Source organism: Brochothrix campestris FSL F6-1037, assembly GCF_000525915.1.
GTDB classification, from domain to species: Bacteria; Bacillota; Bacilli; order Lactobacillales; family Listeriaceae; genus Brochothrix; species Brochothrix campestris.
In genome coordinates, this window is record NZ_AODH01000038.1 from 13,163 (window position 1) to 27,230 (window position 14,068).

The 14,068-nt window shown below is 39.6% G+C and carries 15 protein-coding genes; 12 read left to right on the forward strand and 3 right to left on the reverse strand.

Annotation, left to right across the window (positions count from 1 at the left end):
* Nucleotides 1-159: 159 nt before the first annotated feature.
* From BCAMP_RS08570 to BCAMP_RS08605, 8 genes are all read left to right on the forward strand, one after another.
* Nucleotides 160-459 carry a PTS sugar transporter subunit IIB gene (locus BCAMP_RS08570; RefSeq protein WP_035315004.1) on the forward strand — a complete coding sequence of 100 codons (300 nt, stop codon included), beginning with the start codon at nucleotides 160-162 and terminating at the stop codon, nucleotides 457-459.
* A gap of 17 nt (nucleotides 460-476) precedes the next feature.
* Entirely contained in the window at nucleotides 477-1,721 is a 1,245-nt protein-coding gene (locus BCAMP_RS08575) for a PTS sugar transporter subunit IIC (protein ID WP_198015755.1), read from the forward strand.
* Nucleotides 1,722-1,746: 25 nt separating this feature from the next.
* Nucleotides 1,747-2,094, forward strand: a complete 348-nt coding sequence (locus BCAMP_RS08580; protein WP_035315006.1) for a PTS lactose/cellobiose transporter subunit IIA — start codon at nucleotides 1,747-1,749, stop codon at nucleotides 2,092-2,094.
* Nucleotides 2,095-2,121: 27 nt separating this feature from the next.
* On the forward strand, nucleotides 2,122-4,017 hold the full coding sequence (locus tag BCAMP_RS08585) for a BglG family transcription antiterminator (RefSeq protein ID WP_035315007.1): 1,896 nt from the start codon (nucleotides 2,122-2,124) through the stop codon (nucleotides 4,015-4,017).
* A gap of 6 nt (nucleotides 4,018-4,023) precedes the next feature.
* A complete protein-coding gene (locus tag BCAMP_RS08590) occupies nucleotides 4,024-5,475 on the forward strand; it encodes a glycoside hydrolase family 1 protein (RefSeq protein ID WP_035315008.1) in 1,452 nt (483 codons plus the stop codon).
* 116 nt (nucleotides 5,476-5,591) lie between these two features.
* Complete coding sequence (locus tag BCAMP_RS08595; RefSeq protein WP_084038723.1) at nucleotides 5,592-6,383, forward strand: YitT family protein; 792 nt, start codon at nucleotides 5,592-5,594, stop codon at nucleotides 6,381-6,383.
* Nucleotides 6,384-6,480: 97 nt separating this feature from the next.
* On the forward strand, nucleotides 6,481-7,596 hold the full coding sequence (locus BCAMP_RS08600) for an NAD(P)/FAD-dependent oxidoreductase (protein WP_035315009.1): 1,116 nt from the start codon (nucleotides 6,481-6,483) through the stop codon (nucleotides 7,594-7,596).
* A gap of 258 nt (nucleotides 7,597-7,854) precedes the next feature.
* Nucleotides 7,855-9,285 (forward strand): helix-turn-helix domain-containing protein, encoded by a 1,431-nt coding sequence (locus BCAMP_RS08605; protein ID WP_035315010.1) that lies wholly within the window; start codon nucleotides 7,855-7,857, stop codon nucleotides 9,283-9,285.
* A gap of 11 nt (nucleotides 9,286-9,296) precedes the next feature.
* Here BCAMP_RS08605 and BCAMP_RS08610 read toward each other — a convergent pair whose 3' ends face one another.
* Nucleotides 9,297-9,629 (reverse strand): hypothetical protein, encoded by a 333-nt coding sequence (locus BCAMP_RS08610; RefSeq protein WP_035315011.1) that lies wholly within the window; start codon nucleotides 9,627-9,629, stop codon nucleotides 9,297-9,299.
* A gap of 136 nt (nucleotides 9,630-9,765) precedes the next feature.
* Here BCAMP_RS08610 and BCAMP_RS08615 point away from each other — a divergent pair, with 136 nt between their 5' ends.
* Both BCAMP_RS08615 and BCAMP_RS08620 read left to right on the forward strand, forming a co-directional pair.
* On the forward strand, nucleotides 9,766-10,656 hold the full coding sequence (locus BCAMP_RS08615; RefSeq protein ID WP_035315012.1) for an ABC transporter ATP-binding protein: 891 nt from the start codon (nucleotides 9,766-9,768) through the stop codon (nucleotides 10,654-10,656).
* Nucleotides 10,646-11,506 carry an ABC transporter permease gene (locus BCAMP_RS08620; protein ID WP_084038725.1) on the forward strand — a complete coding sequence of 287 codons (861 nt, stop codon included), beginning with the start codon at nucleotides 10,646-10,648 and terminating at the stop codon, nucleotides 11,504-11,506. The genes BCAMP_RS08615 and BCAMP_RS08620 overlap by 11 nt, the downstream gene beginning before the upstream one ends.
* Nucleotides 11,507-11,565: 59 nt before the next feature.
* On the opposite strand, the gene BCAMP_RS08625 is transcribed toward BCAMP_RS08620, so the two are convergent.
* Entirely contained in the window at nucleotides 11,566-11,853 is a 288-nt protein-coding gene (locus tag BCAMP_RS08625; RefSeq protein ID WP_035315013.1) for a hypothetical protein, read from the reverse strand.
* A 562-nt stretch (nucleotides 11,854-12,415) separates the two neighbouring features.
* Complete coding sequence (locus BCAMP_RS08630) at nucleotides 12,416-12,775, reverse strand: Lin0512 family protein (protein WP_035315014.1); 360 nt, start codon at nucleotides 12,773-12,775, stop codon at nucleotides 12,416-12,418.
* Nucleotides 12,776-12,934: 159 nt separating this feature from the next.
* On the opposite strand from BCAMP_RS08630, the gene BCAMP_RS08635 reads away from it, so the two are divergent.
* Nucleotides 12,935-13,270 (forward strand): nucleotide pyrophosphohydrolase, encoded by a 336-nt coding sequence (locus BCAMP_RS08635; RefSeq protein WP_035315015.1) that lies wholly within the window; start codon nucleotides 12,935-12,937, stop codon nucleotides 13,268-13,270.
* On the forward strand, nucleotides 13,267-14,061 hold the full coding sequence (gene dapB / locus BCAMP_RS08640) for a 4-hydroxy-tetrahydrodipicolinate reductase (protein WP_035315016.1): 795 nt from the start codon (nucleotides 13,267-13,269) through the stop codon (nucleotides 14,059-14,061). Before BCAMP_RS08635 ends, dapB begins: the two co-directional genes overlap by 4 nt.
* The last annotated feature ends 7 nt before the right edge of the window (nucleotides 14,062-14,068 follow it).

A 14,068-nucleotide genomic window follows, 5' to 3' on the forward strand; every position in this document is an offset into this window, starting at 1 on the left:
ACCCTTTCAAAAAGGGAGTGTTCATTCGTTACACGCCAATAGCATAAGAAAATAATAGCTAATTTCCTAAGTAGGCGGAAATAATGCATTTGTATGGATAGGCAATTGAAAATATACTAAGGTTATCAACAAAGACAAACTAATAAAGGGGAGATTGAAATGGAACGTGTATTACTAATTTGTGGTGCAGGAGCATCGAGCGGTTTTATGGCACAAGCAATTCGAAAGGCAGCAAAGAAAGAAGGGTATGAGCTGAAATGTGAAGCCCGCAGTGAAGCGCAGCTAAATGAGTACTTAAGTGAAATCGATATTTTATTAATCGGGCCACATCTTGCTTATATCAAGGCTGAAATTATGAAACAAATCGGCGATCTGCCAATTAAAGTAGAGGTTATGCCTCAAAGTATCTATGGTATGTTAGATGGCAAAAAAGCGTTGGAACTTATAAAAACACTATAAGTAATTGAAGGAGGCGTATGATGAATAAGCTCTTTGAATTCATGAATACAAAGTTTGCACCAATCGCGAATAAAGTGAGTAAAAACTTTATTGTGTCGTCGATTCAAGATGCAATAATGACGATTTTGCCACTTATTTTAGTCAGTTCAATCGTAACAATTTTATCGCTCATTAATGAGATAAAACCGGATTTAGTGAATCTTGGTAAAATGTCTGATTTTTCTTTTGGAATCGTCGGCATTGGTGTTGCCTTTTTAATCGCTTACAACATTATGGAAAAAAGCAATTTAGGTGATAAAAAACTGTTGGCAGGTGTGACATCATTATCGTTATTTTTAATCAGCATCGGTCCTAAAATAACAGATACGGGCACCATAAGTTTTGAACAAGCTCGCTTTGGCGCAACCGGTTTAATCATGGCGATGATTGTTGGTATCTTTGTTGGTGTCGTGATGCGCTTGTTTTCAAAATTTTCATTTTTCAAACAGGATTCAGGGATTCCCGATTTTGTAATTGTGTGGTTTGACTCATTGATTCCCATCACATTAATGCTTGGATTCGGCTTGATTTGTACCGATTATTTTAATCTCGATATTTACAATGTGATTTTAAGTGCGTTTCAGCCGCTATCTGGTATCATCCAAACATTCGGAGGCTTTGTGCTGATTAACTTCATCCAAGCATTCTTATACTCTTTTGGTATCAGTCCCTGGATTTTAACACCGATTGCCTATCCGGTCTATATGCAAGCAATTGCAGATAATCATGCGCTTGTTGCAGCTGGTGGTGAAGCGGTTAATATTGCAACAAATGAGACTGTCTACGGTCTATTTTTAATCGGAGGCTTAGGTGCGACATTAACACTTGTGCTATTGATGGCGTTCATGGCAAAATCAATGCGCTTAAAAGCAATTGGTCGAGCGACACTTATTCCTTCACTCTTTAACATCAATGAACCGGTCATCTTTGGCGCACCAATTGCCTTCAATCCGTTCTTTATGGTAGGGATGTGGATTAATGGCTTGCTCTTACCAGCACTTGCTTATCTCTCAATGTATTGGGGCTTTGTTAATATTCCGAGTGATTCCTTTATGCTTTGGTATTTACCGTATCCACTACAGAGTTTCTTTGCCACAGGTGGCGACTGGAAAGCGATTGTTGCCTGTTTTATCTTCATGGGCGTGTCATTACTTGTCTGGTTCCCGTTATTCAAGATGTACGATGCACAGCAGCTTAAAGTCGAAGCAGATACGCAGGATTAATCAACTAAACTAACGGAGGTTACTTATGATTACAGAAGAGATGAAAGAACAGTTTAACGAACAATCAATGTTAATGATTTTACATGCTGGTGATGCGCGCGAAAAAGTTAATGAGGCGCTCGATCAAGCAATGACTGGTGCTTATAATACCGCGGCTGAACTAATTAAAGAAGCTAAAGAAAATATAAATAAATCACATAAAATTCAAACAGTTCAAGTGCAAAAAGAAGCGAAGGAAGAAGCGTATTACTATTCAATGTTATTTGCCCATGCGCAGGATACATTAATGACAGTACAAAGTGAATACAATATCACCAAAAAATTAATTCCATTACTCGAACGATTGGAACAAAAGATAAATGAAATAGCGTAAGGTTATTAACCTTAAAGGAGAACATGGATGAAAGAAGTCAAACTTTTAAACGTCTTAAAAGATAAAAAAAAGCCCTGCATCTGCCGTGTTTTGGCTGAGAGGCTGAAGGTATCGGATCGAACGATTCGTAACTATGTAAAACAAATCAATCAAAAACTAGGTGAAGAAGTTATACAAGCGAGCACTAAAGGTTACTATCTTGATAAAACACTCTATGAAAAATGTCTCTATTTGTATGAGGATAGCCGCATGCAGACAGTCAATGGCCGTATCAATTACTTAAGTGGTCTATTGCTTAAAGAAAGTGAACCTGTGACGACAGATGCCTTATTAGCTGAACTAGAAGTATCTGAAACAACATTACAAAAAGATTTACGACGTTTGAGTGATTATTTTAAAACGCATAATTTGCAATTAGTCAAAAAAGCAGGACATTATCAATTACTTGGGTCAGAACAACAAAAACGCACGCTCATTCGACAAATTTTTTCGGCAGAAACACAAGATCAAATGACCGCATTTTATACGAACCAAGATGTTTTAAAAGAATATGAAGTAACACAACTACGAGCGATTGTGGAAAAAAACATCAATAGCGCACAGTTGAAAATGAACGAGTTCGCCTTGAGCAATGTTATTTTACACTTGGTTGTTGCTATCATGCGCTTGAAACAACGGAAGTATATTGAAAGTAATGAAAGTGTTAATCGTCATAGTGAATCAGCAGAGTATCTCGTATCACAGGCTATTTTTAATGCGCTTGCAATTCAACATGACTTTCAAGTGACAATTGAAGAAGTCGAAGCGTTGCGTATTTTATTAATCGGTAACACGACATCCAACGAAGGGGATGTTGTCGACGCGGCTATGATTAAACTCACAAACGAGATTGTTGCACAAATAAACCAAACCTACTTCCTCGACTTTGATAACCATGCCTTTATACGTCGCTTCTCGATACATTTAAATAACTTAGTTGTGCGTCGAAAAAAAGGCATCTTTAATAATAATCCAATGGTTGAAATTTTGAAAAAACAAAATTTAATGATGTATGATCTGGGATTATTTGTTGCTAACATTATCGAAGCAGAGATAGGTATTGCTGTGCCTGATGATGAAGTGGCCTATCTAGCCTTACATATCGGTATCTTTTTAGAAGAAGAATCGTCTAATAATCTCGTATCTGTCGCGATTGTCTCACCCGCGTATAATGAGATGGAACAACGTATTGTACAAAACTTAGAACATTATTTTCAAGACCAAATTAATATTAAAGAGATAATAACAACCTACCCTGATAGTACAAAAGAAATCGAGGCAGATATTGTCATTTCGACCATCTCATACATAGGCACATCCGAACAAGAAGTTATCATGTTAACACCCTTTTTCAATATGTCAGATATTAAAAAGGTTGAGCGCAGTATTGCTAAAATAAAATTAGCAAAAGATGTTAAGTATTATCAACGAATGGCACATGACTATTTCGATGAAAACTTTTTTTATTACGATGTAATCAAAGAGAGTAAAGAGGACTATATCGCTTTTTTAGGGCATGAATTAGTCGATGCAAAAATTATCACGTCAAGTTATTACGAATCCGTACTCGAACGTGAAAAAATGTCTTCGACCTCCTTTAATACAGTTGCGATGCCACATTCGTTATATCGCACGGCTAAACAATCAATTTTTGCAGTCCTATACAATAAGGCCCCCATTATTTGGGATGTTCACCAAGTCGACCTCGTGTTATTTATGGCGATTTCACAAGATGATTCTGATCGGTTTAATGATTTTTTACAGCTGATTATTGAAATAGCATCGGATCCAATCGCTGTGAGGGCGATTGTGGAACAAACGCATTACGAGGGTTTTATGACAGTAATTACAACCTTAATCCAAAAAAAATTAGAGAGCGAGTGATTTTAAATGAAAAAAAATCCAACAGTATTTCCAAACGATTTTTTATGGGGTGGCGCAATTGCCGCTAACCAAGCAGAAGGGGCTTATTTAGAAGATGGTCGTAAAATGTGTGTCCAAGATATTTATCCATACGATAATACAGAAGATATTAAGAAAAAATCAAATAAAGAAATTACAACCGATGCCATTCAAAAAGCAATTGAAGACAAGGTCAATTACTATCCAAAACGTCATGGTATTGATTTTTATCATACCTACAAAGAAGATTTACAAATGCTAGCTGACTTAGGCATCAACTCATTCCGTATTTCAATTAGCTGGGCACGTATTTTTCCTAATGGTGATGATCAACAACCGAATGAATTAGGTTTGCAATTCTATGATGATTTACTCGATGAAATGATTCGTCTTGGGATGGAGCCACTTGTGACGATTTCACATTATGAAATGCCGTTGAACTTAGCGGTTAAATATAACGGGTGGTATAATCGTAAAACAATCGACTTCTTTACTAATTATGCAGAAGTCTTATTCAAACGCTATCAAGATAAGGTGAAATATTGGATTTTAGTCAATCAAATTAATCTTATTGTCCATGAATCATTTAATCATTTAGGTATTCCAGCTGATAAAGTTGAGAATTTAAAAGAAGCGAAGTACCAAGGCGTGCATCATGAGTTAGTCGCATGTGCTCAAGCAACGAAACGGGCAAAAGAGATTAATCCAAACTTTGAAATCGGTATGATGTTGTTAGGTGAATTGGCGTATGCTGAAACAGCAAAACCAGCTGATCAATTGGCAGCAATGAAGTTCAATCAAATGGAACTGTTCTTCTCCGATGTGTTAATGCGGGGCGCTTATCCTGGTTATGCTTTCCGCTACTTTGAAGATGAACAGATTAATATTACTTTTGCTGAAGGTGACGAAGAAATGCTTAAAAACACTGCCGATTTCTTAACTTTTTCGTACTACTACACAGCGATGACAAATGAAGCAGTTTATGAAAAAGGCAAGGCAAATGACACAAAACGCTTTTTGAAAAATGATAACTTAACTGAAAGCGATTGGGGTTGGTCAGTCGATCCAATCGGCTTACGAATTACACTTAATGTTTTATATGAGCGCTATCAAAAACCAATGATGATTACTGAAAATGGCATGGGAGCATTTGATGAATTGACATCAGATAATAAAATTCACGATCCCTATCGTGTGGATTATTTAAAACAACACATCGAACAAATGAAAGAGGCCATTCATGATGGTGTTGAGCTGATTGGTTATTATCCATGGGGACCAATCGATATTGTAAGTTGTTCATCGTCAGAAATGAGTAAACGCTATGGCTTTATCTATGTCGATATTGACGATTATGGTAACGGTTCAAAAAAACGAATCAAAAAAGACAGTTTTGATTGGTACCGTCAAGTCGTGACATCAAATGGTGAGCAACTGTAATAAGACGATTAAACGGTTGGAAGTGACTTCCACCGTTTTTGTCGTTTTAGAGATGAGAGGAGAATAAGAATGAAACATTTTTTTTACAAAAAAAAACAGCCATAAATGCATTGCTAATGCTTGTTGGGACGCTCTGTATCGCTATCGGAATTCACGTGTTTTTTCTACCATTTAACATCATTGCAGGTGGGATGAATGGGATAAGTATTTTATTTTTCCGTCTCTTTAATATTTCACCTGATTTGACGCTGTTTGTCTCAAACTTTCCCTTGTTACTGGTGAGTTTCTTATTTTTAGGGAAGAAATACACCCTCAATACGATTGTCTGTGCTTTTTTATTACCATTCTTCCTTTGGTTAATAGCAGATATGCCGATATACAAAGATAATGCCATGTTGGCAGCCTTATTTGGTGCAGTTATTACCGGAGCTGGGATTGGCCTTGTTTTCAAAGGAGGGAGTTCAACTGGCGGAACAGCGATTATTCAACAAATTGTGCACAATTACTTTCATATGCCGTTGGGAACCGCGGTGTGGCTGATCGATGGTCTTGTTTTATTATCCTCGTTTATTTTCTTTGACTTAAGCACGGGAATGTATTCAGTCATTTCATTGGTTATTATTGGAAAAATGGTCGATTTAATTCAAACAGGGGGGCAATCAGCGAAGACACTCTTTATAATTGCAAATGAACCAAAAGAAATCGCGAGGCAGTTAATTGTGCATCACAATTTAGGTGTGACACGAGTGGATAGTTATGGGGCCTATTCAAACAATGCGAATGGCTTGTTAATTAGTACCTGTCCACCGAGAAAAATCAAAGCGGTAAAACGAACAATTAAACAGCGGGATGAAACAGCCTTTTGTCTTGTGTTTGATACGAAGGATGTAATGGGAAACGGGTGGTGAATTATGACGAATGCATGAATAATATCGTTTGCTGAGGTCGTAATCAATCACTAATGGTATACTAAAGGTGGATTTTATCGACAAGGGAGCGAAACAGATGAAGATTACGATTGTTGGAGGCGGTATTGTCGGCATGACAGCGGCTTACCTCTTATCAAAAGAACAAGACATACAAGTGACGGTGATAGACCGTGAAGGAGCGGGGCAAGCCTCCGCCGCCGCATCAGGGATTGTGTGTCCTTGGGTATCGAAACGTCGTAATAAAACCTGGTACCGATTGGCAGTAGAAGGGGCCCGTTTTTATCGCGAGTTGATGCCACAGTTAACAGCGGAAGCCACGGTGAATCCTGGCTACGAACAAAAGGGAGCGTTAATTTTACGCGATTCACTAGCAAAAATTAACGAGTTAGCGGGGATTATTGAGGAACGTCTTGTTGAAGCCCCTGAAATTGGTGACTTAACCGTCTTATCAGCGGCAGCGATTCAACAACAGTTTCCCTTTATCGCAGAAGGACTAAGCGGTTTACATGTCTCCGGTGGCGCACGTGTGGATGGCAGTAAACTGGTGGCAGCTTTAAAAGAAGTCGCCGTTCACAACGGTGTCGATTTTATAACAGCAACAGCTCGTCTGGCGCGTAAAGACAACCGCCTCACTGTCTTGGTTGAAGGACTTGAAATCGCAGCGGATAAAGTGCTGTTAGCCACGGGAGCATGGCTCGGTGAAATGTTTGATGAAGCGGTTTATTGTGATATTACGACCCAAAAGGGGCAGTTGCTCCATTTGAAAACAATCCAAAATAGCAGCGACTGGCCGGTAATTATGCCAGCTTCAGCCTTTAGTTTTGTCCCATTTGCTGATCATGTTGTCATTGGTGCCTCACATGAAAAAAACAAAGGGTTTAATCTCGCCCCAACTATCGGTGAATTGACCGCAATTGCCAATGAAAGTTTACGGTTTGCTCCCGGATGGGAAACCGCTGAAATTATCGGTGTCCGCACAGGAACCCGGGCTTATACAGCGGATTATACGCCGGTGCTTGGTCAAGTCCCCTTCGCTGATAATGCCTATGTTGCCAATGGTCTAGGCGCCTCTGGCTTAACTGTGGGTCCTTATGTCGGCAAGGTATTAGTCGACTTAGTACTCAATCGTTCAGTCAAAATCGATTTAGCCCAGTATCCGGTTGAGCGTTACCTCCGGTTAATACACGAATAATTAAAAGTTATCCGTTCTCGCAATTCAAAGAGAAGGATAATTTTTTTTTTTCCAAAACAGGTTGCTTTTGAAGAAAAAAAACGCAAGAAATATAGAGGGAAAGGCGGTTATACTAGGACTATGTTTCAACTGAAACGAATAGATGACTAACAGTTGTTAACCGAAATGAGGTTGAAAAAGTGATTGTGCAGTTATGCAATTGCTTTTTTAATGAGGAAATAGGAGCTCGTTAACTGTGAGTGGATAGGAGGTTGTTAGATGGAAACAGTGCTCGAAAATGATATCAGTCGGAAATTAACACTTATTAGTGAGTTGTATAGCACCCATCATTATCTTGAAATACAGAAAGTCGCTTGTTTGTTAGGATGTTCAAAGAAAACCTTAATTAAAGACATTGCCCAAATCAATGAGCATCTAGCTGTTATTCAAGTGCATCGAACAAAGGGATTGTTGTTTGATCGGAGCAAAGGCGTCAATTTTCATTATTTTTACTCGGTCTATCTTAACGATTCAATTTCAGTCAAAATGTTGTATGAAATCCTTAAAAAGGAACCGTGCATTACCAGTTTGGCGCTCGATCTCTATGTATCAGAATCGAAGCTTAGAGGTCTAGTGGATAAATGGAATGCGTACTTTTTAAAACGGCAGTTGCGCATGTCAATCAAAACAAAGTTAAACGTATTATCACTGACAGGAAACGAAACAAATATTCGCTTGTTTACGCATTACATGTTATATGAACTACAATTCAATCAAATATACACCCGCGAAATCCGCAAAGATGAAGTCTATCAAGCTTATATGGCCTTTATTAGCAGTCAGTTTCAGCTCGAACACAGCGATCATTACGAAATGACACAGTCGTATTTTTACGTGTTAGCCTCAATTTATCGGACTAAAAAAGGACATTTCGACCATAATCTCCCCAATTATTACTCGGCAGTAAAACACGTCGAAACAGAAGCGTTTTCAACTTGGCAGGAAACGATGATGAAAGCCTTTCAATTGCCGTTTACGCTCACTGTAGCCAATCAATTATTGCATCGGTATTATTTAGCCCGTTATTGTCGCCAAACAGTGTTGCATTATGAGATTCAACAAAAAACCAGTCGATTCGTTGAGGTTGTCTTACAAAACTTCACAAAATTAACTGTTTCAGACCAACTGAAGCAACGAATGATTAAAGATTTAACCGTTAACTTTCAATATGAACCTGATGTTACCTTCTTTCTTTTTAACACCTCTGCGTTAATATTCAAAAGTCAGCATGAGTATTATCACCTGTTTTTTATGGAACTCGATGCGATTTTCAAAGAGAATGAACTGAAATTTTCGACAATTGCCCGTAAGCAGTCGTTTCATCGTGAAATGATTTATACGATGAATGCCGAAATAAACTTAGCGAAGTATATTTTAAAGCGGCCGATTGTAGCGGTTTATTTATTTGAACGGGAAGAAATTATTAAGGCATTAACGAATGTTTTACAGATGTTTTTTGGCGACCGCATCGAGATTCAACGCGTGATAGAGCCTAACTTGCAACTGGAACAGGCTGACTGGGTGATTACGAACTATCAATTGCCGGATGAATTTGAACAGCAGCGAATTGATTTTCAAGGGATTGTAACGATTGACTGGCTTTATCGGATGGATGAAAAAATCAAACTGCAATCGCTGCTTCGAGAATAGTAGGTGCCGTCTTATTTTGTTTGGTCGCTAGAGAGGTCACGATTAATACCAACTTGAATAAAACTAATAACGAAAATAACCACACCAATCAACAGTATGGTGAATGCTGAATAGTCCGTAAGGCAGCTGAAATAGATAGTGGCGATTATACTGAAGAGCAGCGACTTGGTGAATAGTACGCCAAGCGGCGCTGTTTTTTTGTTAGCCAAAAAAGCACTGCTAGAAACAATTAGGAGCGACATTAACATGAAAATAAAAGTGTCACGAGCCGAAAGTTGTAAAACGAAGAGAGCGAAAATAGCGGCGCCAAACGTTAAGAGATAGGGTAGAGTTTTAGTTATCATTCGTAGTCATCTCCTCTGATTAGTTATAGCTAGTATGACAGGGAGTAGCATTAGTGTCAATTTAGAACAGACGAATGTTTGATAGGCGACCGCTTAATTTGATATGCTGAAAAAAAGTGCGATAGGGGGATGGTAAATGACCTATGTAGCAGTGAAAAACGTCAGCAAGTTTTATGGGACACACTGTGCACTAAAAGCAGTGTCGCTCACAGTTAATAAAGGGACAATGGTTGCCATTTTGGGAGCTAATGGTGCGGGAAAATCGACTTTAATTAGTCTGTTATGTACTTTAACAACGCCGACTTCAGGCCAAATTAGCTTGGCGGGTGACGATTTGACGACTGCAACAACTCGTGTCCGCGCTAAAATTGGGGTTGTCTTTCAACAAAGCGTTCTTGATGAGCGTCTCAGCGTCTATGAAAACTTACAGATACGCAATCGTCTCTATCAAGGCGATGAAGTGGCTGTAGAGCGAAGTATGACCGCGTTAAACATTGGTGGGATTGCCAATCGGTGTGTTGGTGCTTTGTCAGGGGGGCAGCGTCGCCGTGCTGATATTGCTAGAGCCTTACTGCCGCAACCAGAGGTATTATTTTTAGATGAACCTACAACTGGCTTAGATGCGCAAACACGTCGACAATTGTGGTCAATCATTAAAGCAAAACAGCGGTGTGAACAGTTAACGATTGTTTTGACGACCCATTATTTGGAAGAAGCCGAACAGGCGAATTATATTTATATAATCGACCAAGGTCAAATTGTACGTGAGGGTACACCTAGTGGCTTGAAGCAACACTACACCCAAACGCGTATGCTCATTTATAAAGGCAATTTGCAACGGATTATCACGATTGAACGTGCGGCAGGACGACCGTGTGAATGGGAAAATCAGCATCTTTTAATCGTGCTAACATCAGTCGCACAATGCGTGGCGTTATTACAACGCTATCAAACAGACATCAGCCGGTTTGAAGTGAAGGAAGGCAGTCTTGAAGATGTCTACCTCAGGAGGTTAGATGATGGCTAATCCTTTAATTAGGCGGAATCTACTGCTGTTCTTCCGCGACCGTTCAGCTTTGTTTTTTGCAATGCTCGGTGTCTTTGTGGTATTGCTACTTTACGTCATTTTTTTGCGTGAAACAATGCGCGTTAATTGGGCAACAGTGCCAGCAGCGGGCGAATTACTCGATTGTTGGATTTTAGCGGGAATGCTTGCTATTACTGGCGTTTCGACGACCTTAAGTGCCTATGAGCAAATGATTAATGATCGTGCGACCGGTATCATCAAAGATTTTAGCGTGTCACCGCTCAAACAGCGGTGGGTGCTGTTGAGTTATATTAGTACCGCTGTTGTGATTGGCTTTCTTTGTACGGTGTTTGTACTCGTGTTAGGTTTGGCCTATCTCTCCTTCGTCAATGGTTTTAGCATCACCATGTTGCTCGTTATGCAGTTGCTCGGACTGAGCTTACTGTCCGTTCTAAGTGGGGCCAGTTTGAATTTAGTGATTGTGAATAGCGTGCGTTCTTACAATGTGTTTAATTCGATTGCGACGATGGTGGGAACGTTGTCGGGTTTTATAGCAGGTGTCTATGTGCCACTTGGTTCCTTGCCAACCGTAGCGCAAACAGTCATTAAATGTTTTCCAACCTCTTATGTGGCAGCCCTCTACCGGCGCGTGTTGATGACTGACGAGGTGAATAACAGTTTTATTAATGAAACTGTGGCTCAGCGCAATGATTTTGAAATACAGATGGGGATTGGTTATGAGCTGGGGCGTTTCCCAACAACCACTTGGTTGGAACTAAGTGTTGTCGTCGGAGCAATTGTCGTGTGTTTTGGAGTGGCATTAATGAAGCAACAAGCAGAGAAACGTTGATATGAATAAAAAGCAGCACACAACGATGGTCGGTTGTGTGCTGTCGCTGTATAGTGGGATTAGCCACCATAGCGGATGGCTGATAGGGCTGTTAGTTCTGTGAAAAGTACTTGTGTCGAAGGATCTAACACGAGCGGATGCTTTAATAAACACTGCGCGATGCTTAACTGCAGTCGACTTAAAATAAGAGTCAGTGATTGTGTCGGCTGTGTGAGTTCATTCCGACCACTTTCGAGAACGGTTATTAACGGCTGTGCAGTTTGAAAATCTAATGAGGCAATTAGTTTTGTAATGAGAAGTTCAGCTTCAGTTGCTCGTTCTGCACCTGATGCGTACCAATGGACCATGATAACACCTCTTTTCTTGGTATAGTGTAACATAGCAGATAGAGAAGACTAAAAGCCAACATTAAATAGTGATATTAAGTAAAAGCTTTAGAAAGTAATATGAGGATGCTCGATATCATATTAATTGCAGCACTTTAGGCTGCTCTGAAAGGGTGAAATAGGAAGAGAGCATTTAATTATTGTCTAGGAACTTTAATTAGACAGGCTCATATTGAATGAGTCCTTTTTTACTTTATTGTGGTGCACTCATAGTACAATTCGGCATGCAAAAAAAGCCAGCTTAACAAGGTGGTTTAGAGAGTAGACAAAAGCGAATTAACCTTCTTTTTTTGAAAACAACTGAAGTAACTCTGGCTACGAAATAAGCTCTCAAGTGCAATCAAGCAAAAGTTTTCAACAAATAGAACCACGTGTATCTTCAGTCTAAGCCACTTAAACAGACTGTCCAATGATATTATTTTAAAAAAGCTCCCATAGATTAGCATGCTTTTATATGTTTCTAAATAATTATGAAATGTGTAAAGATAGCGATAAATATTGTCATACCTATGTTTCACATCAATTAATAACCTGCCTCAACACTCGCATTCACGATGTACATCAAATCGTTTTTGTCACCTTTTTCAGGGATAACGATGCCATGAGTCGTAACCATTCCGCCACGTTGAGTTTCAACAGTAACTGTGCCGAACGGAATACGGGCTTTTACCGCATTAACATCTAGCTCAGACACATCTGTTGGAATCGCGAGTTTGACAGTGACACACATATTATTTAAGTCTTTCCCAGGCAATAAATCCTTAATGCCTGACATTGAATTGTGGTAGATGGCATGGTTAACGGCACGTACAGCTGCTTTCGTAACATCTTGGCCATGAACATCGACACCAAAACCGGTTTGGATAAAGAGACATTTTTTCATTTTCATTCCTCCATTCAGTTACGTTTAGTATAGATGTCAACCGCATGCAAATCAAGTTGTTAACTGTGAAACTTAAATGATATAATAAAGACACAAGCAATAGCATTGCTGAACGTGCGTTCAAGCTGTTGCTCAAATAAGGCAAGTCGAGGAGCGCTTATGACAGATAAAACAATGCGAACGATGCAAACAGAAGTCGATGATCATATTAGTCAATTTAAAACCGGTTATTTTTCACCGTTGGCAATGATGGCACGTATCACCGAAGAAACGGGGGAATTAGCGCGTGAAATCAACCACTATCATGGTGAAAAACAAAAGAAAACGACTGAGACGGAAGTAACAGTCCAAGAAGAACTAGGTGACTTATTGTTTACAGTCATCTGCATGGCCAATGCTCTTGAGATTGATTTACAAGACGCACACGATCACGTGATGCATAAATTTAAAAACCGCGACAAAGACCGGTGGGAACGAAAGGATGAAGCAAAATGATTAAAATTGCAGTGACAGGTTACACAGGACGAATGGGATCAGAAGCGGTTAAACTTGTCTTAAATGATGAGGCGTACGAACTTGTTGCGGTGTTAGGTCATTCGGCCAAACATCAAAACCTTAATGAAATTAATGCGTATGCAGAAACCGATGTGCCTGTTTATCATGAGATTGAAACGTTGTTTGCAAAAGAACAGTTCGATGTGTTGATTGAATTGACGACCCCAGAAGTCGGATACAAACATACGAAACTGGCATTATCTCACCGGGTGGCACCTGTTGTGGGCACGACTGGTTTTACGCCAGCTCAAATTGAAGAATTACAAGCGTTAGCCCTGGCAAATGAAACCGGCGGCTTAATTGCACCGAACTTTGCAGTTGGCGCTGTCTTAATGATGAAATTTGCGCAAATGGCAGCGAAATATTTCCCTGATGTTGAAATTACTGAACTACACCATGACCGTAAATTAGATGCACCATCAGGAACAGCTGTTAAAACAGCTGAAATGATTGCTGAAGTACGCCCGGCGCACGAGCAAGGACATCCCGATGAAACGGAAACAATGCCAGGTGCACGTGGTGCCAACTATGAAGGCTTGCGCATTCATAGTGTGCGTTTACCCGGTTTAATCGCTCATCAAGAAGTATTGTTTGGTGCATCGGGTCAAGGCTTAACGATTCGTCATGACTCTTATGATCGTGCATCGTTCATGTCAGGGGTTAAACTAGGAGTTGATTATGTGACGGTTCATCCAGGATTAGTTTACGGATTAGATAATATTTTAGATTAGGTTGTGA

Excerpts from the sequence above, each read along its gene's own strand:
- BCAMP_RS08570 (WP_035315004.1), top strand. The coding sequence starts at position 160 with ATGGAACGTGTATTACTAATTTGTGGTGCAGGAGCATCGAGCGGTTTT.
- BCAMP_RS08575 (WP_198015755.1), top strand. The coding sequence starts at position 477 with ATGATGAATAAGCTCTTTGAATTCATGAATACAAAGTTTGCACCAATC.
- BCAMP_RS08580 (WP_035315006.1), top strand. The coding sequence starts at position 1,747 with ATGATTACAGAAGAGATGAAAGAACAGTTTAACGAACAATCAATGTTA.
- BCAMP_RS08585 (WP_035315007.1), top strand. The coding sequence starts at position 2,122 with ATGAAAGAAGTCAAACTTTTAAACGTCTTAAAAGATAAAAAAAAGCCC.
- BCAMP_RS08590 (WP_035315008.1), top strand. The coding sequence starts at position 4,024 with ATGAAAAAAAATCCAACAGTATTTCCAAACGATTTTTTATGGGGTGGC.
- BCAMP_RS08595 (WP_084038723.1), top strand. The coding sequence starts at position 5,592 with ATGCTTGTTGGGACGCTCTGTATCGCTATCGGAATTCACGTGTTTTTT.
- BCAMP_RS08600 (WP_035315009.1), top strand. The coding sequence starts at position 6,481 with ATGAAGATTACGATTGTTGGAGGCGGTATTGTCGGCATGACAGCGGCT.
- BCAMP_RS08605 (WP_035315010.1), top strand. The coding sequence starts at position 7,855 with ATGGAAACAGTGCTCGAAAATGATATCAGTCGGAAATTAACACTTATT.
- BCAMP_RS08610 (WP_035315011.1), bottom strand. The coding sequence starts at position 9,629 with ATGATAACTAAAACTCTACCCTATCTCTTAACGTTTGGCGCCGCTATT.
- BCAMP_RS08615 (WP_035315012.1), top strand. The coding sequence starts at position 9,766 with ATGACCTATGTAGCAGTGAAAAACGTCAGCAAGTTTTATGGGACACAC.
- BCAMP_RS08620 (WP_084038725.1), top strand. The coding sequence starts at position 10,646 with ATGATGGCTAATCCTTTAATTAGGCGGAATCTACTGCTGTTCTTCCGC.
- BCAMP_RS08625 (WP_035315013.1), bottom strand. The coding sequence starts at position 11,853 with ATGGTCCATTGGTACGCATCAGGTGCAGAACGAGCAACTGAAGCTGAA.
- BCAMP_RS08630 (WP_035315014.1), bottom strand. The coding sequence starts at position 12,775 with ATGAAAAAATGTCTCTTTATCCAAACCGGTTTTGGTGTCGATGTTCAT.
- BCAMP_RS08635 (WP_035315015.1), top strand. The coding sequence starts at position 12,935 with ATGACAGATAAAACAATGCGAACGATGCAAACAGAAGTCGATGATCAT.
- dapB (WP_035315016.1), top strand. The coding sequence starts at position 13,267 with ATGATTAAAATTGCAGTGACAGGTTACACAGGACGAATGGGATCAGAA.